Origin of the sequence: Curtobacterium sp. MCBA15_001 (assembly GCF_001864835.1) — a bacterium.
In the GTDB taxonomy this organism is placed as follows: Bacteria; Actinomycetota; Actinomycetes; order Actinomycetales; family Microbacteriaceae; genus Curtobacterium.
In genome coordinates, this window is sequence record NZ_MJGI01000025.1 from 61,134 (window position 1) to 88,112 (window position 26,979).

The 26,979-nt window shown below is 71.2% G+C and carries 29 protein-coding genes; 26 read left to right on the plus strand and 3 right to left on the minus strand.

Annotation, left to right across the window (positions count from 1 at the left end; all coding sequences use genetic code 11):
* Positions 1 to 3: 3 nt before the first annotated feature.
* The 5 genes from BIU90_RS12290 (at position 4) to trmD (ending at position 4,177) form a co-directional block, all read left to right on the plus strand.
* Positions 4 to 2,103: an FAD-dependent oxidoreductase gene (locus tag BIU90_RS12290; protein WP_071300520.1), complete on the plus strand. Its 2,100-nt coding sequence runs from the start codon at positions 4 to 6 to the stop codon at positions 2,101 to 2,103.
* 174 nt (positions 2,104 to 2,277) lie between these two features.
* Complete coding sequence (gene rpsP / locus BIU90_RS12295) at positions 2,278 to 2,682, plus strand: 30S ribosomal protein S16 (RefSeq protein WP_071300521.1); 405 nt, start codon at positions 2,278 to 2,280, stop codon at positions 2,680 to 2,682.
* Between the two features lie 4 nt (positions 2,683 to 2,686).
* Positions 2,687 to 2,923 carry an RNA-binding protein gene (locus BIU90_RS12300; protein ID WP_071300522.1) on the plus strand — a complete coding sequence of 79 codons (237 nt, stop codon included), beginning with the start codon at positions 2,687 to 2,689 and terminating at the stop codon, positions 2,921 to 2,923.
* The gene (gene rimM, locus BIU90_RS12305; protein ID WP_071300523.1) at positions 2,880 to 3,485 is read left to right on the plus strand and encodes a ribosome maturation factor RimM; all 606 of its coding nucleotides are present in this window, start codon (positions 2,880 to 2,882) and stop codon (positions 3,483 to 3,485) included. Before BIU90_RS12300 ends, rimM begins: the two co-directional genes overlap by 44 nt.
* A 5-nt stretch (positions 3,486 to 3,490) precedes the next feature.
* Positions 3,491 to 4,177, plus strand: a complete 687-nt coding sequence (gene trmD / locus BIU90_RS12310; protein WP_071300524.1) for a tRNA (guanosine(37)-N1)-methyltransferase TrmD — start codon at positions 3,491 to 3,493, stop codon at positions 4,175 to 4,177.
* A gap of 58 nt (positions 4,178 to 4,235) precedes the next feature.
* Here the strand turns inward: trmD and map are convergent, their stop codons facing one another.
* Positions 4,236 to 5,018, minus strand: a complete 783-nt coding sequence (map, locus tag BIU90_RS12315) for a type I methionyl aminopeptidase (protein WP_071300525.1) — start codon at positions 5,016 to 5,018, stop codon at positions 4,236 to 4,238.
* A 239-nt stretch (positions 5,019 to 5,257) separates the two neighbouring features.
* Between map and rplS the strand changes: the two genes are divergently transcribed.
* The 9 genes from rplS (at position 5,258) to BIU90_RS12360 (ending at position 12,294) form a co-directional block, all read left to right on the plus strand.
* Complete coding sequence (rplS, locus tag BIU90_RS12320; protein ID WP_056126034.1) at positions 5,258 to 5,614, plus strand: 50S ribosomal protein L19; 357 nt, start codon at positions 5,258 to 5,260, stop codon at positions 5,612 to 5,614.
* Between the two features lie 115 nt (positions 5,615 to 5,729).
* Entirely contained in the window at positions 5,730 to 6,476 is a 747-nt protein-coding gene (gene lepB, locus BIU90_RS12325) for a signal peptidase I (RefSeq protein WP_071300526.1), read from the plus strand.
* Positions 6,473 to 7,210, plus strand: coding sequence for a ribonuclease HII (locus BIU90_RS12330; RefSeq protein ID WP_071300527.1), 738 nt, complete (start codon positions 6,473 to 6,475; stop codon positions 7,208 to 7,210). Before lepB ends, BIU90_RS12330 begins: the two co-directional genes overlap by 4 nt.
* Positions 7,211 to 7,290: 80 nt before the next feature.
* On the plus strand, positions 7,291 to 7,614 hold the full coding sequence (locus BIU90_RS12335) for a DUF2469 family protein (protein ID WP_071300528.1): 324 nt from the start codon (positions 7,291 to 7,293) through the stop codon (positions 7,612 to 7,614).
* Between the two features lie 94 nt (positions 7,615 to 7,708).
* Positions 7,709 to 8,059, plus strand: a complete 351-nt coding sequence (locus BIU90_RS12340; protein ID WP_071300529.1) for an Lsr2 family protein — start codon at positions 7,709 to 7,711, stop codon at positions 8,057 to 8,059.
* 164 nt (positions 8,060 to 8,223) lie between these two features.
* On the plus strand, positions 8,224 to 8,577 hold the full coding sequence (locus tag BIU90_RS12345; protein ID WP_071300530.1) for a YraN family protein: 354 nt from the start codon (positions 8,224 to 8,226) through the stop codon (positions 8,575 to 8,577).
* Positions 8,574 to 10,106 carry a YifB family Mg chelatase-like AAA ATPase gene (locus tag BIU90_RS12350; protein WP_071300531.1) on the plus strand — a complete coding sequence of 511 codons (1,533 nt, stop codon included), beginning with the start codon at positions 8,574 to 8,576 and terminating at the stop codon, positions 10,104 to 10,106. The genes BIU90_RS12345 and BIU90_RS12350 overlap by 4 nt, the downstream gene beginning before the upstream one ends.
* Complete coding sequence (locus BIU90_RS12355; protein WP_217640922.1) at positions 10,103 to 11,335, plus strand: DNA-processing protein DprA; 1,233 nt, start codon at positions 10,103 to 10,105, stop codon at positions 11,333 to 11,335. Before BIU90_RS12350 ends, BIU90_RS12355 begins: the two co-directional genes overlap by 4 nt.
* 32 nt (positions 11,336 to 11,367) lie before the next feature.
* Positions 11,368 to 12,294 carry a tyrosine recombinase XerC gene (locus BIU90_RS12360; protein WP_071300533.1) on the plus strand — a complete coding sequence of 309 codons (927 nt, stop codon included), beginning with the start codon at positions 11,368 to 11,370 and terminating at the stop codon, positions 12,292 to 12,294.
* 9 nt (positions 12,295 to 12,303) lie between these two features.
* Here the strand turns inward: BIU90_RS12360 and BIU90_RS12365 are convergent, their stop codons facing one another.
* Positions 12,304 to 12,936, minus strand: a complete 633-nt coding sequence (locus tag BIU90_RS12365; protein ID WP_254787040.1) for a murein hydrolase activator EnvC — start codon at positions 12,934 to 12,936, stop codon at positions 12,304 to 12,306.
* 393 nt (positions 12,937 to 13,329) lie between these two features.
* Between BIU90_RS12365 and BIU90_RS12370 the strand changes: the two genes are divergently transcribed.
* From BIU90_RS12370 to BIU90_RS12415, 10 genes are all read left to right on the plus strand, one after another.
* Positions 13,330 to 14,772 carry a sugar porter family MFS transporter gene (locus BIU90_RS12370; RefSeq protein WP_254787041.1) on the plus strand — a complete coding sequence of 481 codons (1,443 nt, stop codon included), beginning with the start codon at positions 13,330 to 13,332 and terminating at the stop codon, positions 14,770 to 14,772.
* 259 nt (positions 14,773 to 15,031) lie between these two features.
* Positions 15,032 to 15,925, plus strand: a complete 894-nt coding sequence (gene rpsB, locus BIU90_RS12375) for a 30S ribosomal protein S2 (protein ID WP_071300534.1) — start codon at positions 15,032 to 15,034, stop codon at positions 15,923 to 15,925.
* Between the two features lie 85 nt (positions 15,926 to 16,010).
* The gene (gene tsf, locus BIU90_RS12380) at positions 16,011 to 16,838 is read left to right on the plus strand and encodes a translation elongation factor Ts (protein WP_071300535.1); all 828 of its coding nucleotides are present in this window, start codon (positions 16,011 to 16,013) and stop codon (positions 16,836 to 16,838) included.
* 152 nt (positions 16,839 to 16,990) lie between these two features.
* Positions 16,991 to 17,710: a UMP kinase gene (gene pyrH / locus BIU90_RS12385; RefSeq protein ID WP_071300536.1), complete on the plus strand. Its 720-nt coding sequence runs from the start codon at positions 16,991 to 16,993 to the stop codon at positions 17,708 to 17,710.
* A gap of 46 nt (positions 17,711 to 17,756) precedes the next feature.
* Positions 17,757 to 18,311: a ribosome recycling factor gene (gene frr, locus BIU90_RS12390; protein WP_071300537.1), complete on the plus strand. Its 555-nt coding sequence runs from the start codon at positions 17,757 to 17,759 to the stop codon at positions 18,309 to 18,311.
* Positions 18,311 to 19,330: a phosphatidate cytidylyltransferase gene (locus BIU90_RS12395; protein WP_083403938.1), complete on the plus strand. Its 1,020-nt coding sequence runs from the start codon at positions 18,311 to 18,313 to the stop codon at positions 19,328 to 19,330. The genes frr and BIU90_RS12395 overlap by 1 nt, the downstream gene beginning before the upstream one ends.
* A gap of 92 nt (positions 19,331 to 19,422) precedes the next feature.
* The gene (locus BIU90_RS12400; protein ID WP_071300538.1) at positions 19,423 to 19,971 is read left to right on the plus strand and encodes a DivIVA domain-containing protein; all 549 of its coding nucleotides are present in this window, start codon (positions 19,423 to 19,425) and stop codon (positions 19,969 to 19,971) included.
* 90 nt (positions 19,972 to 20,061) lie between these two features.
* Positions 20,062 to 20,991: a transglycosylase SLT domain-containing protein gene (locus BIU90_RS19030; RefSeq protein WP_254787042.1), complete on the plus strand. Its 930-nt coding sequence runs from the start codon at positions 20,062 to 20,064 to the stop codon at positions 20,989 to 20,991.
* 15 nt (positions 20,992 to 21,006) lie between these two features.
* Positions 21,007 to 21,315 carry a hypothetical protein gene (locus tag BIU90_RS12410; protein WP_071300539.1) on the plus strand — a complete coding sequence of 103 codons (309 nt, stop codon included), beginning with the start codon at positions 21,007 to 21,009 and terminating at the stop codon, positions 21,313 to 21,315.
* Positions 21,312 to 22,055, plus strand: coding sequence for an alpha/beta hydrolase (locus tag BIU90_RS12415; RefSeq protein WP_071300540.1), 744 nt, complete (start codon positions 21,312 to 21,314; stop codon positions 22,053 to 22,055). The genes BIU90_RS12410 and BIU90_RS12415 overlap by 4 nt, the downstream gene beginning before the upstream one ends.
* Positions 22,056 to 22,185: 130 nt before the next feature.
* On the opposite strand, the gene BIU90_RS12420 is transcribed toward BIU90_RS12415, so the two are convergent.
* Entirely contained in the window at positions 22,186 to 24,000 is a 1,815-nt protein-coding gene (locus tag BIU90_RS12420; protein WP_071300541.1) for a hypothetical protein, read from the minus strand.
* Positions 24,001 to 24,210: 210 nt separating this feature from the next.
* On the opposite strand from BIU90_RS12420, the gene BIU90_RS12425 reads away from it, so the two are divergent.
* Entirely contained in the window at positions 24,211 to 25,944 is a 1,734-nt protein-coding gene (locus BIU90_RS12425; protein ID WP_071300542.1) for a hypothetical protein, read from the plus strand.
* Positions 25,941 to 26,951, plus strand: coding sequence for a tetratricopeptide repeat protein (locus BIU90_RS12430; RefSeq protein WP_071300543.1), 1,011 nt, complete (start codon positions 25,941 to 25,943; stop codon positions 26,949 to 26,951). The genes BIU90_RS12425 and BIU90_RS12430 overlap by 4 nt, the downstream gene beginning before the upstream one ends.
* Positions 26,952 to 26,979 lie beyond the last annotated feature (28 nt).

The window sequence follows — 26,979 nt, forward strand, 5'->3', positions numbered from 1 at the left end:
GGCATGGACACCGCCGTTCTCGACTCCGTCTCGACCGTCGCCTCGCCCTGGACGCTCGGCCCACTCCACCTGGCGAACCGGGTCGTCATGGGCTCGATGCACACCGGGATGGAGGTGCGCGACGACGGTGGTGCCGGGATGGCGGCGTTCTACCGCGAGCGTGCTGCCGGCGGAGCGGCGTGCATCATCACCGGCGGCATCGCGGTGTCGGACGAGGCACGCGGCGGGCCCGACTTCGCGGTGTTCGGGGTCGACGGTGCGGACGAGCGGTTCCGCGTCGCGGTCGATGCAGTGCACGAGTCGGGCTCCGTGATCCTGGCGCAGCTGTTCCACGCCGGCCGGTACGCGCTCGCCGCCGGGCTGGTCGACCGGCACGGTGCACCACAGCGCGTGGTCGCCCCGACGGCGCTGCCGTGGGCCGCAGCCCGTGGCGTGGTCCCGACCGCGCTGACGTCCGACGAGGTCGAGCAGACCATCGAGGACTTCGCGGCGGCGGCCCGCAGCGCGGCGGCGATCGGCTTCGACGGCGTCGAGATCATGGCGTCCGAGGGCTACCTCATCAACCAGTTCCAGTCGCCGCTGACCAACCTGCGTGACGACGAGTGGGGTGGGACCCCGGCGAAGCGTCGACGGTTCGCGGTGGCGGTCGTCCAGACAGTCCGGGCCGCGGTGCCGGAGCTGGCCGTCACGATCCGGCTCTCCGGCGCCGACCTGATGCCCGGGTCGACGACCGACGACGAGGTCGACGCGCTGGTGCACGACCTGCTGCCCCTGGGGCTCGACGGCATCTCGGTGGGCATCGGCTGGCACGAGTCCCGCACCCCGACCGTGCAGGCCGCCGTGCCGCACGGTGCGTGGTTGGCGTACGCGGCGCGCATCGCCCGGGTGGTCCGCGCGTCGGAGCACCCCGACGTCCGGGTCATCGCGTCGAACCGGATGACGGACCTGCGCGACGGCGAGGCGGTCCTCGCCGACGGGCTCGTCGACGCCGTCGCCCTGGCCAGGCCCTTCCTCGCCGATCCCGACATCGTGTCGCGGTCCCTCGCCGGTCGGTTCGACCTGGTGAACACCTGCATCGGGTGCAACCAGGCGTGCCTGGACCGCTCGATCATCGGCGCGCCGGTGTCCTGCCTGGTGAACCCCCGCGCCGGCCACGAGCTGCGCTTCCCGCTCCGCCCCACCGTCGCGCCCAAACGGGTCGACGTCGTCGGTGGGGGACCGGCCGGGCTCGCGGCCGCCGTCGACGCTGCCCGTCGTGGCCACCGGGTGACGCTCTGGGAGGCGGCCGACGAACTCGGCGGCCAGTTCGGCCTGGCCGCCCTGGTCCCGGGGAAGGAGGACTACGCCGCGACCGTCCGTGCGGCCCGCGCCGAACTCGACGAGCGCGGCGCGACCGTGCACCTCGGCCGGGCGGCGACCGCGTCGGACCTGCTCGACAGCGACGCCGTGGTGCTCGCGCCCGGGGTGGTCCCGCGGCGGATCGACCTGCCGAGCGCCGGGCTGCCGCACGTGCTCGACTACGAGCGGGCGCTCCGTGAGGGCGTCCCCGAGGGCACCGTCGCGGTGATCGGCGGCGGCGGCATCGGTGTCGACACCGCGGCCTTCCTCACCGAGTCGCCGGACGAGGCCGAGCGCGCGTCGTCGTTCGCTGCGCGGTGGGACGTCACGGTCGCTCCCGACGTGGTCGGGGACCTCCCGCAGCGGCAACCCGTCGCGCCGCGGACGCCCCGACCGGGCGACCAGGTCACCGTCCTGCGGCGTTCCGGCAAGTTCGGGCAGGGCGTCGGCCTCACCTCGCGGTGGGTCGCGCTCGGGCGGCTCCGGGACGCAGGCGTGCGGATGGTCGGCGGCGTGCAGGAGTACCTGCGGATCGAACCGGGGGCGCTGTGGATCCGCGCCGAGGACGGGTCCGAGCAGCGCATCCCGGCCGACCACGTCGTCGTCTGCGCCGGGCAGGAGCGTGCCGAGCACGACCTGGGCGCTGCGCTCGAGGCCGCCGGTGTGCCGTTCGCCCTGGTCGGTGGCGCCCGCGATGCCGCGAGCGTCGACGCCGTCCGGGCGACGACCGAGGCGCTCGAGGCCGTCCGGGCGCTCGCACCCTGACGACGCGGCGCGCCCTGGCTCGCTTCTCGGCCGGACATCTGCAAGAATGAACGGTCGAATCGTGTCCGCTCGACCCTCTATCCAGCGGATGACGATCTCATTCGAGCTTCCACCGCGCGTGCCCCCACGCCCGCGGTTCCGGTTCAACCACAACAACACGCAACAGGAGCATTTGTGGCTGTCAAGATCCGTCTCAAGCGTCTCGGTAAGATCCGGGCGCCGTACTACCGCATCGTCGTCGCCGACTCGCGCACCAAGCGCGATGGTCGCGTCATCGAGGAGATCGGCAAGTACCACCCGACCGAGGAGCCCTCGTTCATCGAGGTCAAGTCGGACCGTGCGCAGTACTGGCTCGGCGTCGGCGCACAGCCGACCGAGCAGGTCGCGGCCCTCCTCAAGCTGACCGGCGACTGGGCCAAGTTCAAGGGCGAGAAGGACACCGAGTCCAAGGTCAAGGTCAAGCAGCCGAAGGAGGCCTTCGTCGTCGACTCGTCGAAGAAGGCGGTCCTGAAGCCCAAGTCGGAGAAGAAGGCCCCGGCCGCTCCGGCAGACGACGCAGCAGAGACGACCGAGGCGTAGTTCCTTGCTCGCATCTGCGCTGACGCACCTCGTCAAGGGGATCGTCGATCACCCTGACGACGTGCGCGTCGCCAGTTCCACCTCCGCGCGGGGCGAGGTCCTCGAGGTGCATGTGCACCCCGAGGACCTCGGCCGCGTGATCGGACGCGCCGGTCGGACCGCCAAGGCGCTCCGCACCCTCGTCACGGCCCTGGCCGATGGCAAGCGGGTGCGGGTCGACGTGGTCGACACCGATTCCTGACGAGGCGACCCAACTCCGGGTGGGTCGCATCACCAAGGCGCACGGGCTCAAGGGCGGTCTCAAGCTCGAGCTCTACACCGACGACCCGGATCGTCGGTTCACGCACGGAGCGGTCTTCACGCTCCAGGTCCCCGAGGACTCTCCCTGGTCGGGCAAGACCCTCGCCATCGACGAGCTCCGCTGGTACAACGGCCACCCGGTCGCCTTCTTCGAGGGCATCGCGGACCGCTCCGCCGCCGAGACGCTCGCGCGGGCGATCCTCTGGGTCGACCAGGACCCCGATGAAGAAACCGGCGAGGAAGACGCCTGGTACGACCACCAGCTGGTCGGCCTCCAGGTCCTCCGTGACGGCGTCGTCGTCGGCACGGTCGCCCGTGTCGACCACCTGCCGGCGCAGGACCTGCTCGCCGTGGACACCCCTGACCGTGGCGAGGTGCTCGTGCCGTTCGTCTCGGCCATCGTCCCGTCGGTCGACATCGCCGCGCGCACCGTCACCGTGACGCCGCCGACGGGGTTGTTCGAGGACCCCGAGGACACCTCCCGACCCGAGACGGTGTCGTAGCCGCCGTGCGGATCGACATCATCACGATCTTCCCGGAGTTCTTCGGGGTGCTCGACGTCTCCCTGCTCGGCAGGGCACGACAGGGCGGGCTGCTCGACCTGCACGTGCACGACCTGCGCTCGTGGACGACCGACCGGCACCGCACCGTCGACGACACCCCGTACGGCGGTGGCGCCGGCATGGTGATGAAGCCCGAGCCGTGGGCCCAGGCGCTCGAGTCCGTGCTCCGGCCGGACGGGTTGTCGACGCTCGTCGTCCCGACCCCCGCCGGCACGCCGTTCACGCAGTCGATCGCACGCTCGCTGGCTGCGGACTCCGACCACCTCGTCTTCGCCTGCGGGCGGTACGAGGGGATCGACGCCCGCGTGTTCGCCTGGGCCGCGTCCCGGTGCTCCGTGGTCGAGCTCTCGCTCGGCGACTACGTGCTGAACGGCGGCGAGGTCGCGGCGATGGCCATGATCGAGGCCGTCGGACGACTCGTGCCCGGCGTCGTCGGCAACCCGGAGTCGCTGGTCGAGGAGTCCCACGAGGACGGCCTGCTCGAGTACCCCTCGTACACGAAGCCGGCCTCGTGGCGTGACCTCGACGTGCCCGAGGTCCTGCTGAGCGGCCACCACGGTCGGGTCGCCGCGTGGCGGCACGAACAGCAGGTGGAGCGGACGCGTCGCGTCCGGCCCGACCTGCTGCCGTAGCCGCACCGTCTGACGGACAGGAGGCCCGTGGCGACACCGCCACGGGCCTCCCGTCCGTCTACCGGGCGCGCTGGGCGCGACGCAGGGTCAGGACCTCCGGACCCTGCTCGGTGACCGCCACCGTGTGCTCGACGTGGGCAGCGCGTGAGCCGTCGACGCTCCTGAGCGTCCAGCCGTCGTCGTCCTGGTACAGCTCGTCGGTGCCGCGCATGAGCCACGGCTCGATCGCGACGACGAGCCCCGGACGGAGCTTCAGGCCCCGGCCCGGACGGCCGTCGTTCGGGACGTGCGGCTCGCCGTGCATCGTCCGGCCGACGCCGTGCCCGCCGAACTGCAGGTTGACGTCGTACCCGCCCCGGTGGGCGACGGCACCGATGGCATGCGAGACGTCGCCGAGCTTGTTGCCGGGACGTGCCTCGGCGATCCCGGCGACGAGGGCCCGTTCGACGGTGTCGATGAGTCGTTGGTCCTCGGGGTCCGGCGTCCCGACCTGCACGGTGACGGCGGAGTCCGCGACCCAGCCGTCCACGCTCGCGGCGAAGTCGAGGCTCACCACGTCGCCGTCCCGCAGGACGTACGGGTGCGGCAGGCCGTGCAGCGCGGCGTCGTTCACCGACGTGCACAGGTGCTTGCCGAACGGCGACCTGCCGAAGGACGGGTGGTAGTCGACGTAGCAGCTCTCGGCGCCCTGGTCGGCGATCATGCGGGCCGCCACCTGGTCGAGGTCGAGGAGGTCGACGCCGACGTCCACCGTCGTGAGCAGCTCGTCGAGCACGTCGGCGACGAACCGACCCGCGACGCGGAGTCCGTCGAGTTCGGCGGGGGTGCGGAGTTCGGTCATGCGTCCATCCTGCCGCGTCTCGCGTCTCGGCCCTCTTCCGTGTCTCGGCGCTGTTCCGTGTTTCGGCGCTGTTCCGTGTCTCGGCTCCGTTTCGTGTCTCGGCGCTTCTGTGGCAAGATGGATCGCTGTGCCCTGGCTGGACTCTGCCACGGGGGAGTCGCCGACACCGGGCACATCACCACTTCGTTTCCGAATTCGATCCGCGGCGACCCGTGCGCGTCCGCAGAGAGTGACCCATCATGAGCCAGCTCCTCGACAACGTCGACGCAGCATCGCTGCGGACCGACGTCCCAGACTTCCGCGCGGGTGACACCGTCAAGGTCCACGTGAACATCATCGAAGGCACGCGCTCGCGTATCCAGGTCTTCCAGGGTGTCGTCATCGGCCGTCAGGGCCACGGGCTCGGCGAGACCTTCAAGGTCCGCAAGGTCAGCTTCCAGGTCGGTGTCGAGCGCTGGTTCCCGGTGCACTCGCCGATCATCGACCACATCGAGGTCGTCACCCGCGGTGACGTCCGTCGCGCGAAGCTGTACTACCTCCGCGAACTCCGCGGCAAGGCAGCCCGTCGCAAGATCAAGGAGAAGCGCGACAACTGATCGCCTTCACAGTGAGGCCCGCCAGTCGGGTCCTGCTGCAGCCCCTCGTCGATGTACGGTTGTGCATCGGGCGGGGGGCTTCCCTGTTGCCTGTGTTTCCTGACTCGAGGGTGGAATGACCGACACGACCGAGAACGACGGGCGTCGGCCGCGTTCCACCAAGCAGCGGAACGGCGTGCTGACGTTCCTGCGCGACCTGCTCATCATCTTCATCGCGGCGCTGCTGGTGTCGTTCCTGGTGAAGACGTTCCTGATCCGCTCGTTCTACATCCCTTCGGCGTCGATGGAGAACACGCTGCAGATCAACGACCGGGTCATCGTCAACGAACTCGTTCCCGACACCGTGTCGCTCAAGCACGGCGACGTCGTCGTGTTCAAGGACCCGGGCGGATGGCTCAGCGGCTCCGAGGTCCCGAGCGTCACGCCGACCACGCAGCCCGCCAAGGCCATCGACTGGCTGCTCACCCAGGTCGGGCTCGGCACGGGCGACAGTGACGACCACCTCATCAAGCGCGTGATCGGTCTGCCGGGCGACAAGGTCGCCTGCTGCAACGACCTCGGCCAGATGACCGTGAACGGCGTCCCGCTCAAGGAGCCGTACCTGAAGTTGCCGACCGGGGAGACCCGGGCCTCCGGCACCGACTTCTCCGTGACCGTGCCGAAGGGCACCATCTGGGTGATGGGCGACAACCGCTACGACTCCAAGGACTCCCGGTACAACGGCGACACGCCGTCCAAGGGCTTCGTGCCGCTGTCGGACGTCACCGGACGGGCCTTCGTGATCTCGTGGCCGACCAGCCGGTGGACCTGGCTCAACGACTACCCGGACGTCTTCGCCGGCGTGGAGGAGCGGAGCGAGTGAGCCCCGTCCGTCCGTCGCTCCGGGTCGAGAAGTCCCACTTCGCGGCCGGACGACTGACCGTCATCGGAGTCGACGAGGTCGGCCGCGGTGCGATCGCGGGCCCCGTCGCCGTGGGGGCTTCCGCGGTCACCATCGACGTCCGTCGGGTGCCGCAGGGGCTGGCGGACTCGAAGCTCCTCTCCGCCGCACGCCGCACCGAGCTGGTCCCCGTCGTGACCCGGTGGGCCCGGACCGCCGTGGGCATGGCGCCCGCGTCCTACGTCGACGAGCAGGGCATCGTTCCGGCGCTCGGCCTGGCGGGAGCGCGGGCGTTGGCGTCGTTGGGGGAGGCAGGGGTGTCCTTCGCGGGGGCCGTCGTGATCCTGGACGGGTCGTTCGACTGGCTCTCGCGGGCGATGCCGCCGTCGCTGCTGGCGGGCGGCGCGCCGGCTGTCGGTGCGGACGCGCCGCTGGAGGTGGTCGTGCGGGTCAAGGCCGATCGTGACTGCGCCTCCGTGGCCGCAGCGTCCGTCGTGGCGAAGGTCGAGCGCGACGCACTGATGGTCGCTGCCCACGACGAGGCGCCGCACTACGCCTGGGCGTCCAACAAGGGCTACGGATCGAGGGCCCACTACGCCGCGATCCGCGAGGTCGGGGCCCACGCGCTGCACCGGACGAGCTGGTTGCACGCCGCAGCTGCACCGACGACCGTCGAGCTGGACGGCTTCGCCGACCTGGAGCAGGTCACCGGCTGACCTCGGGCAGCTCGGTCTCGCTTCCGGAGTCGCGCCGGGGTGGCCCGCGGCCCCTCGCTGCGCCGTAGACTGTGGGCGCAATGGATGACGACGAATTCGACGACTACGACCGCGAGGTCGAGCTCGCCCTCTACCGTGAGTACCGCGACGTCGTGGGGCAGTTCCGCTACGTGGTCGAGACCGAGCGGCGCTTCTACCTCGCGAACGAGGTCGAACTCGCACGCCGTGACACCGAACACGACTTCTACTTCGAACTCACGATGAACGACGTGTGGGTGTGGGACGTCTACCGTTCCGACCGCTTCGTGAAGTCCGTGCGTGTGCTCACGTTCAAGGACGTGAATGTCGAGGAACTCACCACGCGCGAACTCGAACTGCCGAAGGAACTCGCTCTCGACGAGTGATCGTCATTTGTCCTCCTGCGTGGGTTCCGGGCATTTCCGGGAAATGCACGATACGCTGTCGGTGATTTCACGTCCCCCACGCAAGGAGTTCCCAATGGCACAGAAGGTCACCGTGCAGCTCGTCGACGACCTCGACGACTCGCCGATCACCCCCGGCGACGGACGGACCGTCGAGTTCGCATTCGACGGATCCGCCTACGAGATCGACCTGTCGAACGACAACGTCGACAAGTTCCGTGAAGCGATCTCCGACTACGTCGCCGCTGCGCGCAAGGTCAGCGGTCGTCGTACCAGCACCACGGGTGCCCCGAAGGCCGCGCCCAAGCGCGGCAACTCCGAAGAGCTCGCGAAGGTCCGGGAATGGGCCAAGGAGAACGGGTACGAGGTCTCGACCCGTGGCCGTATCTCCACGCAGGTGCAGGAAGCGTACGCCGCCGCGCACTGATCGCATTCCGTCCGAACCCGGTCGACCGCTCTGGTCGGCCGGGTTTCGTCGTTCTTGTCGAATCCTGTCCCGCAATTCCTCCACAGGTCGCATGATCTCGCTGGGTTGTCCACAGATGGCGCTGTGCCGTCGTGCGTGTCGAGGGCCGTGACCAGGCTCGGGGGATGGGAAGAGCAGAGATCGGTCAACGGGGCGAGGACATCGCCACAGCGTGGTTGGAACGACACGGTTTCACGGTCATCGACCGCAACTGGCGGTGTGCTCGTGGCGAGGTCGACATCGTTGCGCGGACTGCCGAAGCGATCGTCTTCGTCGAGGTCAAGACGCGCACCGGCACCTCGGCCGGACATCCGCTCGAGGCGATCACCCGGTCGAAGCTCCGACGACTGCGACACCTCGTGCCGGCGTGGTTCACGGCGCACCCGGAACACGGAGCGGCGCTGATCCGGATCGACGCGGTCGCCGTCCACCTGGTCGGGTCCCGCACCGTCGTCGAGCACGTGGCGGCGGTCGCATGAGCGACATCGGCCGGTCCGCTGCCGTCGCGTTGCTCGGGGTGCGCGGCCGCATGGTCGAGGTCGAGGCGCACCTGACGTCGCAGCTCCCCGGTTTCAGCATCATCGGGCTGCCGGACACGTCGCTCGGTGAGGCCCGGGAACGCGTGCGGTCAGCCGCAGCGAACGCCGGCTGTCCGCTGCCGACGCGGCGCATCACGGTGAACCTGACTCCGGCGGCGATCCCGAAACGCGGCTCGGGCTTCGACCTGGCGATCGCGATGGCCGTGCTCGCGGCGGCGGGGACCGCTCCGGAGTGCACCGGGCGGGTCGTGTACGTCGGGGAACTCGGCCTGGACGGGCGTGTCCGGCCGATCCCCGGGGTGATCCCGATGGTGGTCGCGGCGCGGGACGCCGGGGCCGACCGCGTCGTGGTGCCGGTCGCCAACCTCGACGAGGCCCGCGTCGTCCCGGGGGTCCAGGTGAACGGGATCGACTCCCTCCGGAACGCCGCCATCGACGCGGGCGCGCTGTTGCCCGCCGTGGACGTCGAGCCGGTGCGGAGTCCACCGGTCGACGTCCCGGATGCACCGAGCGCCGAGCTCGGCGACGTCGTCGGCAACGAGATCGGCGTCCGCGCGCTGCTGACCGCCGCCGCCGGGGGCCACCACGTGCTGCTGCTCGGGCCCCCGGGCGCGGGCAAGACCATGCTCGCCGAGCGGTTGCCCGGCATCCTGCCGGACCTGGACGCCGAAGCGGCGCTCGAGGTCGCGGCGGTGCGCTCCGTCGCCGGCCTCGGCGCACGGTCGTGGACGACGCGTCCACCGTGGGAGGCGCCCCACCACTCGGCCTCGGCGATCGCCTTGATCGGTGGTGGTTCGGGGACCATCCGGCCCGGCGCGGTCTCGCGCGCCACGCGCGGGGTGCTCTTCCTGGACGAGGCCCCGGAGTTCCCACGGGCCGTGCTCGACGCCCTCCGACAGCCGCTCGAGTCCGGGCGGATCACGGTGCACCGGGCAGCCGGCGCCGCCGAGTTCCCGGCGCGCAGCCAGGTGGTGCTCGCCGCCAATCCGTGTCCCTGCGGTCATGCCGGAAGTCGGCCCGAGATCGGCGGTCCGGCGTGCGAGTGCAGCCCGGCGACCGTTCGTCGGTACCTCGGGCGGATGTCCGGACCGCTGCTCGACCGGATCGACATCCGCGTGCACGTGCCACGAGTCACGGCGGCAGTGCTGCGGAGCGCGGTGGGGCCGACGCCGACGAGTGCCGAAGCGCGGGGCGTCGTCGGGGCCGCGCGGTCCCGCATGGCCCTCCGGCTCGCGGGCTCGGGCTGGACCCGCAACGCCGAGGTGCCGGGTGCGTGGCTCCGCGGTCCCGGGCGTGCCGAGCCCGGGGCGACGGCGGTCCTCGACCGGGCGCTCGAGCTCGGGACGCTGACGATGCGCGGGTGGGACCGGGTGATGCGCCTGGCATGGACGCTCGCCGACCTCGACGCTGCCGAACGCCCGGACGCTGTCCACGTGGCCGCAGCGCTGGCGCTCCGGAGCGGACTGTGACCGGGCTCCCGGACGAGGCCCTCGCGCGCGTGGCCTGGAGCGCCCTGGTCGAACCCGGGGACGCCGTGGCCGGGTCGCTCGTGCAGATGCTCGGCGCCGAACGGTCCTTCGCGTTCGTCACCGATCCGTACATCGCCGACGGCGCTGCCCTGATCGCCGCCTGCCATGCGGTCGGCACCCTGGCGGACGGCGAACAGGACGCCTTCGGCACCGCGATCCGGACAGCGCTGGAGCGGTGGCGACCTCGGATGGGGCGCCGGACCGCTGCACAGGTGGTCGAGGCCGCGGCCGTCGTCGGTGGGTCGCTCGTCGTGCCCGGGGACCCCGCATGGCCGAAGGGCGTCGACGACCTCGGTGTCCATGCGCCCCTCGTGCTCTGGCGTCGCGGGCACGGACGTGCCGATGACACACCGGTGTTCGCGCGGCCGTGCCTGTCCGTCGTCGGGGCGCGCTCCAACACCCTCGACGGGGCCGAGGCCTGCGCCGAGATCACGTCGGCCGCTGCGGACGCGGGCTGCACGACGGTGAGCGGTGGGGCGTACGGCATCGACGCGGTCGCGCACCGTGTGGCGATCGCTGCCGGCGCACCCACCGTCGCGGTCCTCGCCGGCGGGATCGACCAGCTGTACCCGGCCGGCCATGTCGACCTGCTCGGCAACGTCGGCCGACAGGGCATGCTGCTCGCCGAGTCACCGCCCGGCACACCACCCACCCGGTGGCGGTTCCTCGCCCGGAACCGGCTGATCGCGGCGATCGGGAACGCGGTCGTCGTGGTCGAGGCCGGTGCTCGGTCCGGAGCGCTCAACACCGCGCACCACGCGGCGCAGCTCGGCCGTCCGGTGTTCGCGGTGCCGGGGCGGTTCACCTCGCCGGCGTCGGTGGGATGTCATCGTCTGGTCGCTGAGGGCATCGCCGAGTTGGCCGTCACACCGCGCGACCCGATCCGAGCCGCGGTCGCCGGGCGCACCGGTCTGCTCCCGGACGAGCCCGCGCTGCTGACCTCGGCGGTCGAGGACCCCGACGTGCTCCGGGTCGTCGACGCGCTCGGTCGTCGGGCCGTTCCGGTCGCCGAGGTGGCCGAGCGCTCCGGCCTCGCGATCGGCGCCGCGACCGATGCACTCGCCCTCGCCGAGTTGCAGGGTCTGGTGCACCGTCAGTCCGACGGGTGGAGCCGTCGTGCATCACCCGGGCGTCGCGGGTCGGGGGCAGGGACGGCACGCCGTGGGTGAGGTGCGCGTGCTGGACGCCTACGCTGAGCGGCATGGAACGGGAAGCGGCGCCGCTCGAGGTGGCTGTCGATGCTTTCCTGCAGCACGCGGCACACGGGCGCGGTCTCAGCGAGCAGACGGTCCGGGCGTACCGGGGCGACCTCGAGGACCTCCGGCACTTCGCGGCCGCCCGCGGGGTCGACCGGGTCGACGCGCTCTCGCTCGAGGTGCTGCGCGACTGGCTCTGGGAAGCGAACGAGCGCGGCATGGCCCGGTCGAGCATCGCGCGGCGGTCCTCGTCGGCACGGGCCTTCACCCGGTGGGCGAGCGAGTCCGGACACGTGGCGACGGATCCCGGCGTCCGCCTTCGAGCTCCGAAGGGTGCGGCGCACCTGCCGCGGGTCGTCACCGAGGACCAGGTGCGCGTGCTGCTCGACGGCCTGGCCGCCCGTGCGAGCACCGACGACCCCGGAGCGCTCCGCGACCTCGCACTCGTCGAACTGCTCTACGCCGCCGCCATCCGGGTGAGCGAACTCGTCGGCATCGACGTCGGGGACCTGGACCGCGGACGCCTCACCGTGCGGGTGCTCGGGAAGGGCGGCAAGGAACGCATCGTCCCGTTCGGCGTGCCCGCTCGCGACGCAGTCGAGGCGTGGCTGGACCGCGGACGGCCGAGCATGCTGGTGCGTGGCGGGGAGCCGTCGACGGCGCTCTTCCTGGGGGACCGCGGGGCACGCCTGGGGGTCCGGAGCGCCTACCGCATCGTCGCGCGGCTGCTGGGAGACCTGCCTGGTGCAGGGCCGAGCGGGCCGCACACGTTCCGACACACGGCAGCGACGCACCTGCTCGACGGGGGAGCGGACCTGCGCGCCGTGCAGGAGCTCCTCGGCCACGCGAGTCTCGGCACGACGCAGATCTACACGCACGTCTCCTCCGCACGTCTGCGCGAGGTCTACCGCACCGCCCACCCCCGGGCCTGAGCGCGGCGCTCACCCCGGCCAGTCCGCGTCGGGCAGCAGCACCGGCCACTCGGCGCGAGGCAGGTACGGCATCGGGTCGACGTACCGGTCGTCGAGTCGAGCGCCGAGGTGCACGCACGGAGCGCTCGCCGGGCAGTGCCCGACCGCGACGGTGCCGACGTCCGATCCTCGTGCCACCTGCTGTCCCGCCGTCACCGTCGGGACGACCGAGTCCAGGGTGCTGACGAGCCCTGATCCGTGGTCGATCGTCACGACGCCCCGACCCGCGACCTGGCCGGCGAACGTCACGGTGCCGTCGTCCACCGCGACTGCTGGCGTCCCGAGCGGCGCGGCGACGTCGATGCCGCGGTGTCCTGGGCCGTAGTCGCCGTCGGGCGCTTCCCACGGTCGCTCGACGACCCGGCTGCCGGTCGGCCACACCCACGGCGCGGGGTCCGGGACCTGCGCAGCGAGCGCGTTCGCTGGTGTCCCGTCGACGTTCGACCCCAGCGGCATCGGCGGCGCGGCGAGCACGGCGGACCCGGGTGCGACGGGCACTCGGCCGGCGAGCACGGTCGCGGTGAGCACCAGCACGAGCACGAGCACGAGTACGAGCACGAGCACGAGCCCCAGCAGCCGGGGGTGGCGGATCGGACACGTCATGTGGCGAGCCTGGCGGGGTGGAGCCGGATGAGTGCCTGCGGCGGGTCGATCTGTGGATGGGGCTGCGCGCCTCCCGGATGTGGAGGAGACCACGCGCGCCGGTCGCGCGACAGAACCGACGTCGTACGACAGCGGCGGTGTCGTTCCGAGTCGGCGACGCGGGCCGGCACGCCCGACACCACCCCGTGCGACACCAACCCGCGCGCCACCAACCGGCGCGACACCCGAACCGCGCGCCACCGGACGCACCACCCCGACCCGGTTATGACCACTCGCCGATCGGAGAGTACAGTCGGGGCCGCTCCGGAACACGCAACGCCGCTCGGACGGCGAACCAGCCGACCGCCGGAGCACCGTGCCCACAGCAGCACGGCGGCAGAACCCAGGAGCATCGTGACCACCACAGCCACCGGGCACGGCGAAGACCGTGCGTTCAAGGGGAAGGTCACACTGTTCGCCATCGCGGCGGCGGTCGGTGGCTTCCTGTTCGGTTTCGACTCGTCCGTCATCAACGGTGCGGTCGACGCGATCAAGGGACAGTTCGACCTGAGCGACGCCGCGAGCGGCTTCGCAGTGGCCTCCGCCCTGATCGGTTGCGCGTTCGGCGCCTACTTCGCCGGCCGCCTGGCGGACCGCTGGGGCCGCACCCGCGTCATGTTCTGGGCCGCGGTGCTCTTCTTCGTCAGCTCGATCGGCTCGGCGTTCGCGTTCGCGACGTGGGACTTCGTCCTCTGGCGCCTGGTCGGCGGTCTCGGCATCGGCACCGCGTCGGTCATCGCTCCGGCGTACATCTCCGAGGTCGCGCCGAAGGCCATCCGAGGTCGCCTGGCCTCGTTCCAGCAGCTCGCGATCACGCTCGGCATCTTCGCCGCCCTGCTCTCCGACCAGTTCTTCGCCGTCACGGCGGGCAGCGCCTCGGCCGAGGTCTTCGGTCTGCCCGCGTGGCGCTGGATGTTCCTGGTCGGCGTGGTCCCGTCGGTCGTCTACGGCATCCTGGCGATCACGCTGCCAGAGTCGCCGCGGTACCTGCTCACCAAGGGCCGGACGGACGACGCGCGCGAGGTGATGGGCAAGATCGTCCCGCGCGACACGGTGAACACGAGCCTGGAGGAGATCCAGGACGGCATCAAGAAGGAAGCGAACGAGAAGAAGGGCTCGATCCGGGGCAACCGCTTCGGTCTGCAGCCCATCGTCTGGGTCGGCATCATCCTGGCCGTGCTGCAGCAGTTCGTCGGCATCAACGTGATCTTCTACTACTCGACGACGCTGTGGCAGGCCGTCGGCTTCAAGGAGGACCAGTCCTTCCTGATCTCGACGATCACCTCGGTGGTGAACGTCGCCGTGACGTTCATCGCGATCTTCACGGTGGACAAGCTCGGTCGCAAGCCGCTGCTGATCGCCGGGTCGGCGGGCATGTTCGTGTCGCTGCTCATGGTCGCCATCGCGTTCTCGCAGGCGACCATCGTGGACGGTGCGCCGAAGCTGCCCGGCTCGTGGGGCATCATCGCGTTGGTCTTCGCGAACCTGTTCGTCGTGTCGTTCGGTGCCACGTGGGGTCCGCTCATGTGGGTGCTGCTCGGCGAGATGTTCCCGAACCGCATCCGTGCCACGGCGCTCGGCATCGGCTCGTCCGCCAACTGGATCGCGAACTTCCTGGTCACGATCACGTTCCCGGTGCTGTCCGGGTTCAACCTGACGGTCACCTACGGCATCTACGCGCTGTTCGCCCTGCTGTCGCTGTTCTTCGTCATCGCGAAGATCCCGGAGACCAAGGGCCGCTCGCTCGAGGAGATGGGCATCACCGCCGAGGGCGACACGGTCGACGCCAAGGCGTAGACCCAGCCACACACAGGAGGCACGGTGCGGGTCCGACCCGCACCGTGCCTCCTGTCTGTTCCTGCTAGTATCGCTTCAGCAGCGCGCTGTGCGCGCTGACTTCGCGTGTCCACGTGGCGCACCCGATCACCGGTCCCGTTCTCGAACGGGCGGTCGCGTGCCAGGGCACCAGGGACCACGACCTCCGGTCGTGATCGACACAACCGCACCAGGTGCACGGCCATGCCGTGCGCCGAGAACACATGAAGGAGGACGGCACATGGCCGTCGTCACCATCCGCCAGCTGCTCGACAGCGGCGTCCACTTCGGACACCAGACCCGTCGGTGGAACCCGAAGGTGAAGCGATTCATCCTCGCCGAGCGCTCGGGCATCCACATCATCGACCTGCAGCAGTCGCTGGCCTTCATCGACCGCGCGTACGACTTCGTCAAGGAGACGGTCGCGCACGGTGGCACGATCCTCTTCGTGGGCACCAAGAAGCAGGCCCAGGGCTCCATCGCCGAGCAGGCGACCCGCGTCGGCCAGCCGTACGTCAACCAGCGTTGGCTCGGCGGTCTGCTCACGAACTTCCAGACGGTCTCCAAGCGCCTCGCGCGCATGAAGGAGCTCGAGGAGATCGACTTCGACGACACGACGAAGGGCTTCACCAAGAAGGAGCTCCTCATCAAGAAGCGCGAGCTGGACAAGCTCCACAAGACCCTCGGCGGCATCCGCAACCTCACGCGGACCCCGAGCGCGCTCTGGATCGTCGACACGAAGAAGGAGCACCTCGCCGTCGACGAAGCGCAGAAGCTCGGGATCCCGGTCATCGGCATCCTCGACACCAACTGCGACCCCGACGAGATCGCCTACCCGATCCCGGGCAACGACGACGCGATCCGCTCCGTCGGCCTGCTGACCCGCATCATCGCGGACGCCGCTGCCGAGGGCCTCAAGACCCGTCACAACGGTGGCGACGAGGAAGAGGCCGAGCCGCTCGCCGAGTGGGAGCAGGAGCTCCTCGGTGGCGAGACCGCCGCCCCGGCCGCCGAGACCGCCGCGCCCGCCGCCGAGACCCCGGTCGAGGAGAACGACGCCGACGCGCAGGTCGCCGCGAAGGAGATCGGCGAGCCGATCGCCGCCGACGCGAAGAACGCCACCCCCGCCGAGTGACCGTCCGAGGGCGCCGGGCCACCCGGCCCGGCGCCCTCGGCTCCGCTCTCCCACACACGCACAGTCCCAGAAAGGACGCCAGGCAATGGCAAACTTCACCGCACAGGACGTGAAGAAGCTCCGCGAGGACCTCGGGGCCGGCATGATGGACGCGAAGAACGCGCTCGTCGAGGCCGACGGCGACTACGACAAGGCCGTCGAGCTGCTCCGCATCAAGGGTGCCAAGGCCGTCGCCAAGCGCGACGACCGTGCCACCTCCGAAGGTGTCGTCGTCGCGACCGCCGACAACGGTGCCGCCACCGTCGTCGAGCTCGCCAGCGAGACCGACTTCGTCGCGAAGAACGAGAAGTTCACCACCCTCGCCGACAAGGTCCTCGCCGCGGTCGCCGCTGCGGGTGCCACCGACGTCGCGTCGGCCAACCAGGCCCCGCTCGACGGCAAGACCGTCCTCGACGTCGTCAACGAGAGCGCCGCGGCGCTCGGCGAGAAGCTCGAGGTCCGCACGGTCCGCCGTGTCGAGGGCTCGGCCTTCGAGATCTACCTGCACAAGACCAGCCAGGACCTGCCCCCGCAGATCGCTGTCGTCGTCGCCTACCAGGGCGACAACGCGGCCGAGGCCCGTTCGATCGCACAGCACGTCGCGTTCGCGAACCCGTCGTACCTGACGCGCGACGAGGTCCCGGCCGAGGCCATCGAGAAGGAGCGCGCGACCGTCGAGGCGATCACGCGCGAAGAGGGCAAGCCCGAGGCTGCTCTCCCGAAGATCGTCGAGGGTCGCGTGAACGCCTTCATCAAGGGCATCGCGCTGCTCGACCAGGACTACGCGAAGGACAACAAGATCTCCGTCGCGAAGGCCGCCGAGAACGCCGGCATCACGATCCAGGGCTTCGCCCGCGTCAAGGTCGGCGCGTAACGAACCCGTGACGGGGCCAGGAACCACATCGGTTCCTGGCCCCGTTTCTGCGCGCTGCGGCGCGTGCACCGGTCTGGAGGCTCGACGCGTCTCCGCCGGACCGGCTGCGGCCGGGTAGATTCCCACGAGACATTCGACGAAGGGTGCGACACATGACCGACGAGAAGACCGGACGACGACGCGTCCTGCTGAAGCTCTCGGGAGAGGCCTTCGGCGCCGGCTCCCTCGGGGTGAACCCCGACGTCATCGGCACCATCGCGCGGGAGATCGCCGTGGCGGCGCGCGAGGTCGAGGTCGCGATCGTGGTCGGCGGCGGGAACTTCTTCCGCGGCGCCGAGCTCTCGCAGCGCGGCATGGACCGTGGCCGCGCCGACTACATGGGCATGCTCGGCACCGTGATGAACGCCCTCGCGCTGCAGGACTTCCTCGAGCAGGCCGGTGCCGCCACCCGCGTGCAGTCCGCGATCAGCATGACCCAGGTCGCGGAGCCCTACATCCCGCGGCGCGCCGAGCGGCACCTGGAGAAGGGCCGGGTCGTCATCTTCGGCGCCGGTGCGGGACTGCCGTACTTCTCCACGGACACCGTCGCTGCGCAGCGGGCGCTCGAGATCGGCGCGACCGAGGTCCTCGTCGCCAAGAACGGCGTCGACGGGGTCTACTCCGCCGACCCGAAGAAGGACCCGTCGGCCCAGAAGCTGGACCACGTGACGTACCAGGACGCCCTGCTCAAGGGGCTCAAGGTCGTCGACGCCACCGCGTTCTCGCTCTGCATGGACAACGGCATGCCCATGCACGTGTTCGGCATGGAGGGCGAGGGGAACGTCCAGGCGGCGATCCGCGGTGAGCGCATCGGCACGGTGGTCAGCAACTGACCCCCTCGGCTGACTAGACTCGACGACGTACCGAAGGAGAACCACCGTGATCAGTGATGTCATGACCGAGGCCACCGAGAAGATGGCGAAGGCGGTCGACGTCGCGAAGGACGACTTCGCCACCGTCCGGACCGGCCGCATCAACGCCGCGCTCTTCCAGAAGATCCCCGTGGACTACTACGGTTCCCCGACGCCCCTCGCGCAGCTGGCGTCGCTCCAGACGCCCGAGGCCCGCACGCTCATCGTGACGCCGTACGACAAGACCGCGCTCAAGGAGATCGAGCGGTCCATCGCGACCTTCCCGAACCTCGGTGCGAGCCCGACGAACGACGGCGAGATCGTGCGCGTCACGATCCCGGAGCTCACGCAGGACCGCCGCAAGGAGTTCGTGAAGCTGGTCCGCGGCAAGGGCGAGGACCACAAGGTCGTCATCCGCAACATCCGCCGCAAGGCCAAGGACGACCTCGACGCGCTGAAGGGCGAGATCTCGGACGACGAGATCGCCCGCAGCGACAAGGACCTCGAGGTCCTCACGAAGAAGCACGTCGACCTCATCGACGAAGCGCTCAAGAAGAAGGAAGCCGAACTCCTCGAGGTCTGATGCCGCGTCGTGACGAGGGCGCAGACCGCCCGACAGCAGATGACCCCCGTCCAGCGGCGAAGGGCCTGAGGCACGACTTCGATGCCCGGGCCCGCGCCGCGCGGGACGACTTCGAAGCCCAGCTCCGGCAGCGCAGGGCGTCGTTCGACGCACGTCGCGCCTCGTTCGACGCGCGCAACGAGGCCCTGACCGCACGGACCGGCCGGAACCTGCCGGCCGCCATCGCCATCGCACTGGCCTTCGCCGTGGTCATGCTCGGGTCGCTCTTGATCCAGCCGCCGGTCTTCATGATCGTGGCGGCGTTCCTGACCGGGTTCGGCGTGTACGAGCTGGCGAGTGCGATGCGCTTCGCCGGGCGCGACGTCCCGCGTGTCCCGAGCGTCATCGTCGGTGTCGCGATGGTGCCCGCGGCCTTCCTCGGTGGTCAGGTCCAGGCGCTCTTCACGATCCTCGGCGGCATCGTGCTCATCACGCTGTGGCGCCTGGTCGAGGTCGCGGTGGCCCGGCAGAAGCCCTCCCCGGGCAACGTCGCCCGGGACCTGACGAACGGTCTGTTCGTGCAGGCGTACGTCACCCTGCTCTGCGCGTGCGTCGTTCTGCTGTCCGCGCTGCCCGAGGGCAACCTGTGGGTCGTCGGCTTCATCCTGGTGGTCGTCGCGGTGGACACCGGCGCGTACGCCACCGGACTGAACCTCGGGAAACACCCGATGGCGCCGCGGATCAGCCCGAAGAAGACGTGGGAGGGCTTCGCCGGCTCGGTCGCCGCCAGCATCGTCATGGGCATCCTGGTCTCCTGGCTGATGCTCGGCATGCCGTGGTGGTTCGGCATCATCCTGGGGGTGTTGATCTCCGGCTCGGCGACCCTGGGCGACCTGACCGAGTCGATGATCAAGCGCGACCTCGGCATCAAGGACATCTCCTCGTTCCTGCCCGGGCACGGGGGACTGCTCGACCGGATCGACAGCATCCTGCCCTCGGCCGCCGTCGCGTACGTGCTGTACCTCATCGTCAACCACTGAGCGACGGAGCGACCGAGCGACTGAGTGACCCCGGGGGTGAGCGCTCCGCGCGTCCAGCTGGCGCCAGGGGAGTGTGCTGGCAGAATGTCGCCGTGCCCACGACGTTCCCGACAGCTCCCCGTTCGGTCCTCGGCTACGACATCGACGAGGTCGAGCGTTTCCTGGAGGACGCGCGCCGCGCCTACACGGCCGACGACAGCGCGCCCGGGATCGAAGCCGCCAAGATCCGTGCCACCGCCTTCTCGATGAAGAAGGGCGGGTACTCGACCCAACACGTCGACGCCGCGCTCGAGCGTCTCGAGGACGCCTTCGCGAACCGGGAGCGCGAGCGTGAGATCGCTGACTCCGGGCAGAAGTCCTGGTACGCCGACGCGCGCACGAAGGCCTCCGACGTCGTCGCCCGGCTCGACCGGCCGGACGGGCAGCGCTTCCACCGCGTCAACGTGCTCGCGACCGGCTACCACCCGAAGGACGTCGATGCCTTCGCCCGGCGTCTGGGCGGGTACTTCCGTGACGGCAAGCCGCTCAGCCTGACCGAGGTCCGGTCGATCGTGTTCCGCCCGAAGCACGGCGGCTACCGCGAGGCCCAGGTCGACGCGCTCCTCGACGCCGTCGTCGAGGTCATGCTCGCCGTCCGCTGACCTCCGCTGACGTCGGCGCGCGGTCGATCGCGACGCGCTGGCAGGATGCGCTTCGTTTTCCGTGATCGTTCCGTTATCCTGGTCGGACTCATGGGCAGGCACACGGCAGACATCCGCTCCGACCGCGCGACCCGGCAGCAGTTCGACCACCCCGTGGTCAGCGAGCGCCGCGCGGCACAGAACCGAACTCGCACCGCGGGCTCCTCGGTCGCTCCGGCGGCCCCTGCGCCGAAGTCGGTCGCTGACAACCGCGTCAGCCCGGACCTCGCGCACGCGATGCCGGTGACCCTGTCGGACCCGCGCGTCGTGAAGCAGCGCCGTGCCTGGGCCGCGAAGCCCCCCGTCGCCACGACGGGCACGCGCACCACCACGCTGAACGGCTTCATGCGTCGTCGCGCCACCATCCCGGCGCTGTCGTTCTTCGCCGTCTCGCTGATGGCCGGCGGTTCGCTCTTCAACCCGCTGCAGGCCGACGTCGCCCAGGCCGCCGTGACCACGCCCGTGCTCACGAAGGTTCCCGCCGCGCCGCAGGAGTTCTCCGCGCACGGCACCTACGCCGCGTTCGACATCACCCGCGACGGCTACGACATCACCAAGCCCGCGCCGCCGGTCGTCGTCCCCGCGCCGGTCGAGCAGACCGACACCACGTCGAGCACCGCGACCACGAAGAAGTCGGTCACGCCGTCGAACAGCATCGCTCCCGCAGCGGCCACGCCGAACCCGGGCAGCGCGCAGGAGATCGCCCAGCAGCTCGTCGCCGCCCGCGGGTGGGGGAGCGACCAGTACAGCTGCCTCGTCTCGCTCTGGAACAAGGAGTCGGGCTGGCGCGTCAACGCCTACAACCCGAGCGGCGCCTACGGCATCCCGCAGGCCCTGCCGGGCAGCAAGATGGCCTCGGCCGGAGCGGACTGGCAGACGAACCCGGCGACGCAGATCACCTGGGGCCTCAACTACATCTCCGGCGTCTACGGCACCCCGTGTGGCGCCTGGGGTCACAGCCAGTCCTTCAACTGGTACTGATCGGCAGTCCCGCAGGTGCCGCGCAGCAACCGACCGCGGCGCCCTCGGGGTGATCGCCACGTCGACGTCCCGGACGAGCCAGGTGGTCTCGACCGCCTGATGAGCGGGTGGAAGCGCACTGAGACCCGCCGCGGGCGCGAGTACGTCGTGCAACCGGTCTCGGCGGCGTCGGCGCAGAAGGAGTACCTCTGCCCGGGCTGCGGCCTGACGGTCGAGCCGGGCACCGCGCACGTGGTGGTCTGGCGTGCCGACGGCGTGCTCGGGGACGCGGCGGACCTGGCGTCACGTCGGCACTGGCACACGCACTGCTGGAGGACCGCATGAGCGACGAGGCACCCGCTGCGACCGAGATCCGCTCCGGCACCGTGCTGCCCGCGCGGCGGACGGACGTCGAGCTCGTCACCGACGACCACCTGACGCTGGTCGGGGAGCTCGCCGAGCCCGACGGCCGACCGGCACGCGGGACGCTGGTGACCCTCCACCCGCTGCCGACCGCGCACGGGTTCATGGACTCGCACGTGCTCAAGAAGGCAGCGGCGCGACTGCCCGCCCTGGCCGACATCGCGGTGCTCCGCTTCAACTTCCGGTCCGTCACCTCGCCGCGCGGCACGTCGGAGGGGTCGTTCGGTGACGGCGTCTCCGAGGGCTTCGACCTGCGCGCCGCCGTCGCCGACGTCACCGCGCGGGCGCTGCCCACGCCGTGGCTCGTCGGATGGTCGTTCGGTACCGAGGTCGTGCTGAAGCACGCGCTGGAACACGTCGATGCCGGCACGGTGGCCGGCGTCGTGCTGCTCTCGCCGCCGCTGCACCGGACCACCGAGGCCGAACTCGCGCGCTGGGCCGACGTCCGCGTGCCCGTCGTGGCACTCGTGCCCGAACACGACGACTTCCTGCAGCCGGCCGAGGCAGCGCGGCGGTTCGCGGTCGCACCGAACGTGCGGGTGGTCCCGGTGGCGGGCGCGAAGCACCTGTGGGTCGGCGAGCGGTACGTCCGCATCGTGCTCGACGCGATCGCGGACCTGGTCGTCCCGGGCAGCGCTCCGCTGCCGACGCACTGGGGCTGACCGGCGCGCTGCAGGCGCAGCACACCGCCCGTGCGCTGCAGACGCAGCACACCCGCCCGCGCGCTGCAGACGCAGCACACCCGCCCGCGCGCTGCAGACGCAGCAGCGCCGCGGGGCCGCCCGGGAGCGGTCAGGCGCGGGCGTCGCCCGGAGTCGTGTCCACGTCGTCGGCGACACCGGCCGCGTGCGAGAGCACCCCGCGCAGGTTCTCCAGGTACCCGGCGACCGCGTCGCGCTCGGTGCGGATCGTCGCGAGCCGGTCCTCGGCCTCGGCGATCTCGGCAGCGGTGCGCTCCTCGGCCTCGGTCACGATGCGGTGCGCCCGTTCGTTCGCCTCGGCCACGAGCACCCGTGCGCGTTCCTCGGCCGCGGCGGTGCTGGTGCGCTCGAGGTCGTTCGCCTCGTGCTGCAGCCGCTCGGCGCGCTCGCGTGCCTCGGTCGCACGGCGGGTCGCCTCGGCCAGCTGCAGGTTCGCCTCGTCCAGGTACTTCTGCGTCTCGGCGACGGTCTCGTGGTGCTTGCGCAGGTAGTCCTGCTCGGCGTCGTCCCGGCGGTTCGCGAGCTCCGACTCGAGCGTGGTGCCGGCCTCGTCGCGCTCGCGGGCGATCTCGGCGCGGACGGTGTCACGTTCCTTGGCCAGGTCGGCCCGTGCGGTGTCGATCTCCTGGCGGAGCGCGGTGCGCTCGGCTTCGAGGGAGCCGAGCTCGGCGGCGCGACGTTCGGCGATCTCGGTGTCGACCTCGGCGTGCTCGCGCTCGCGGCGGGCGGCGAGTTCGGCGTCGTGGTCCTGCGCGGCACGCTCGGCGGCGGCGACGGCTTCGGTCCGCTCCCGCTCGATCCGGCCGACGTGTTCGTCGGTCTCCCGCGTGATGCGGTCCTCGGTCTCCTGGACCAGGCGGGCGTTCTCCGCCGCGGTCTGTTCCTGGTCGACCCGGAGCTGGGCGCGTGCGGCCTCGAGTTCCTGGGCCAGGGCGACCCGGGCGGAGGCGAGTTCGCGGTCCCACTCGGCGCGGGCAGCAGCGAGCTCCTCGTCGTGGACCCGGCGCCGGTCGGCGAGCTCGGCGGCCAGGTCGGCGCGGCGGGAGTCGACTTCAGCGGTCAGGTCGGCACGGCCGGTCGCGAGCTCGAGTTCGTGGGCGCGCAGTCCCTCGGCACGCTCGTGCTCCCAGGCGGCGCGCCCGTCGGTGACCTCGCGGTCGAGCGCAGCGCGGCGGGTCTGCTCGTCGCGGTCGAGGTCGTCGACGCGACGTGCGTGGTCCGCCTCGAACACGGTCCGGCGGTGTTCGGTCTCGCGGTCGAGGTCAGCGGCGGCGGCGCGGGCCCCGGCGGCCTCGTGCTGGACGGCTTCGCGCAGCTCGGCTACCTCACGCTCGGCGGTGGCGCGCAGCGCGTTGGTCTCGCGGATGGCGACCGAGCGCGTCTCGGCGGCCTCGGTGACGGCGGCACCGCGGATCGCGGCGGCCTCGTTCTGGGCGTCCTGCGTCCGCATGCCGGCCTCGGCGCGGGCACGCTCGACGGTGTCCTCGGACTCGGCGCGGGCACGGGCGAGCTCGTTGGTGGCGCGGGTGCGGGCGTCCTCGAGCGTCTCCTGGGCCTCGGCGCGGGCCTCGCGCAGCGTGCGGTCGGCCTCGGAGCGACTCGAGGCACGGAGGCGCTGGGCGTCGATGTCGGCCTGGCTGATGAGGCGGGTGGACTGCTCCTCGGCGACGCGGAGGGTGGACTCGAGCCGGGTGCCGAGACCGCTGTAGGTCGGGGTGCCCGCTTCGTCGAGCTCGCCTTGCATGTCGGCGACCCGGGTCTGCAGCAGCCGGATCTCCTTGGCCGCCTCGGCCCGGTCGTTGTTGGACTTGATGAGTTCGCGGCGCAGGTCGTTCAGGGCGCGGTCGACCTCGTCCTTGCGGTAGCCCCGCAGTTCGACCCCGAACTCTGCCTCGTCGTTCGCCACGTGTCGCTCCAACTGGTCCGCACCGGACGGTCTCGTGCCGCCCGTCGGACGGCCCCGTGCCGCCCGCGCGTCGATTGTAGTGGTGCCCCATCGGGCACGTCTGAGGCCGTGGACAGCGGGCGGGGATGCGCCGCCCAGCGTCCCTCGCGTACCCTTGGGCGTTGGTTCGCGCGCCGATTCCCCCACCCCGGCGCGGAGGGAGAGAGATCCGTGCGATTCGTCCTGGCGATCGTCGCCTTCGTCATCGGGTTGCTGCTCGTCGGCCTCGGTGTGGCGCAGCGGACCGTGTTCGCTCCACCGTCCTCGATCGTCGCACAGACGTCCGCGACCACGAAGGCCCCGGTGACGGTCATCCCGGGGTCCGTGCTCAACGCCAACCCCGGTTACCAGCGGATCAAGATCGACGGCGCCGCGTTCGCTGCCTACGGTCGCACGAGTGACGTGGACGGCTGGGTCGGCTCCACGAAGCACGAGACCCTGCGCTACGACGCCGAACAGTCCGAGCTCGTCGCCCGCCAGTCGGGCAGCCAGTCGTCGGTGCCGGACCCCGCGGGCAGTGACCTCTGGTACCAGGAGTGGGACGACGCGGGCCAGTTCACCGTGCGCCTGCCCCAGGACGTGTCGTTGCTCATCGTCGGCAAGGACGGCGCCGCTCCGTCGAGCGTGTCCGTCACGTGGCCGCGCGACACCGCGACCCCGTCCGTGGGACCGCTCATGACGGCCGGTGGCGTGTTCGTCCTCGGTGGCATCGCGCTCCTGATCTGGGCGTTCCTGCACCAGCGCCGCTCGCGCGGTCCGCGTCGGCGCAGCGGTGGCACCCGGCCGCCGCGCGTGCGTGCCTCGCGCCGCGCCGCCGCAGCCGGGGCGCAGGTGCCGAGTCGGTCCCGTCGCGGTCGACGCTCGATGATCGCGGTCCCGGTCGTGCTGGCCGGGACCCTCGCACTCGCTGGCTGCTCGTCCGAGTACTGGCCCCAAGGCGGCGGCGACGCGTCGGCGACCCCGACGCCCACCGCCTCGGCGACGGGCGCCGCACAGCAGGACGCGCCGACCGCGGCCACCCGCCAGCAGATCAGCCGCATCGTCGACCGCGTCGTCGAGGTCGCGACGAAGGCCGATGCCGATAAGGACGCCGCCCTCGCCGAGACCCGCTTCACCGGTCCCGCGCTCGAGCTCCGCAAGGCGAACTACGCCATCCGTGCCAAGGACCAGGACGTCCAGGCACCGCCGGCGATCTCGTCCGCCCGCCTGTCGGTGTCGCTGCCCGAGCAGACCGACACCTGGCCGCGCACCGTGTTCGTCGTGGCGTCCGACCCAGCCGACGAGAAGACAGCGCCGCAGGCACTGACGCTGGTGCAGGAATCGGCCCGCGACGACTACAAGGTCATGTACGACGTCTCGCTCGAGGCCGACGCCAAGCTGCCGTCCGTGGCGCCGGTGTCGATCGGTGCCGCGCAGATCGCGTCCGACTCGAAGCTGCTCGCACTCGCACCCGACCAGATCGGGACCGCGTACGGCGACGTGCTGTCGAAGGACTCCGAGAGCCAGTACGCGAAGGACTTCCAGTCCGACGGCGACGACCTCCGCGCGAAGATCGGCAAGGACTACAAGGACAAGAAGTCCGCGTCCCTGCCCGACACCGCGAAGATCGAGTACTCGTCCCAGTCCCCGGCGGACTCCGCGATCGCGCTCGCGACGAACGGTGCCGGCGCGCTGGTGTCGGTCAGCCTCGACGAGATCGAGAAGGTCACGCCGACCGCCGACGGCGCCGAGGTGAACACCGAGGGCGCCGTCAAGGCCCTGTCCGGCGTCGACTCCAGCAAGAAGGGCGTGAGCGCCACCTACGGCGTCCAACTGCTCTTCTCCGTGCCGGCCGTCGGCTCGGACGACAAACTGGTCCTGCTCGGGTTCACGCAGGGCCTGACCGCAGCAAGTGAGGTGCAATGAGCAACGTCCCCCCGACCCCGTCCGGCCTCCGTGGCGCCGTCGACCTGTCGTCCCTGGTCGAGCGGGCCCAACGTCCGGCAGCACAGCAGGCTCCTGCCGGCGCTCCGAACGCGGGCGCCACAGCCGCGAACGGCGGCCCGGCTGCCGCGAACGGCGACGCCGTCACCGTGCCGTCCCTGGTCGTCGACGTCACCGACCAGAGCTTCCAGGACGTCCTCGAACTCTCGATGGTCGTCCCGGTCATCGTCGACATCTGGGCAGAGTGGTGCGGGCCGTGCAAGCAGCTCTCACCGGTCCTCGAGCAGCTCACCGCGGAGTACGACGGCCGCGTCGTGCTCGCCAAGGTCGACGCCGACACGAACCCCCAGCTCGTACAGGCCTTCCAGGCGCAGTCGATCCCGACCGTGGCCGCGCTGATCGGCGGCCGCCCGCTCGGGCTGTTCGTCGGCGCACTGCCCGAGGCGCAGGTCCGCGACGTGTTCGAGCAGGTGCTGCAGGCCGCCGAGCAGAACGGCGTGTCCGGGCGTGTCGCCGTCGACGGTGCCGACGCACCCGACGCCGCCGCCGAGCAGGGCGAGCCGGAGCCCGAGCCGCTCCCGCCGCACCACCAGGCCGCGTACGACGCGATCGAGCAGGGCGACTACGCCACGGCGATCCAGGAGTACACGACCGCGATCGCACAGGACCCGCACGACCAGATGGCCGTCGCGGGACTCGCGCAGGTGTCGCTGCTCGACCGGCTCAACGGCCGGACGGCGGACGAGATCCGCTCCGCGGCCGGTGCCGCCCCGCAGGACGTGCAGGCACAGCTGGCGGTCGCCGACCTCGACATCAGCGGCGGGCACGTCGAGGACGCCTTCGGGCGCCTGCTCGACCTGGTGCCGACGGTGTTCGGACCGGACCGCGAAGCGCTCCGGGTCCGCCTGGTGGAGTACTTCGAGCTCATCGGCACCGAGGACCCGCGCGTGGTCGCGGCGCGACGACGGCTCGCGAACGCCCTCTACTAGACCGTCAGGACCGCGAAAGCGACAGATC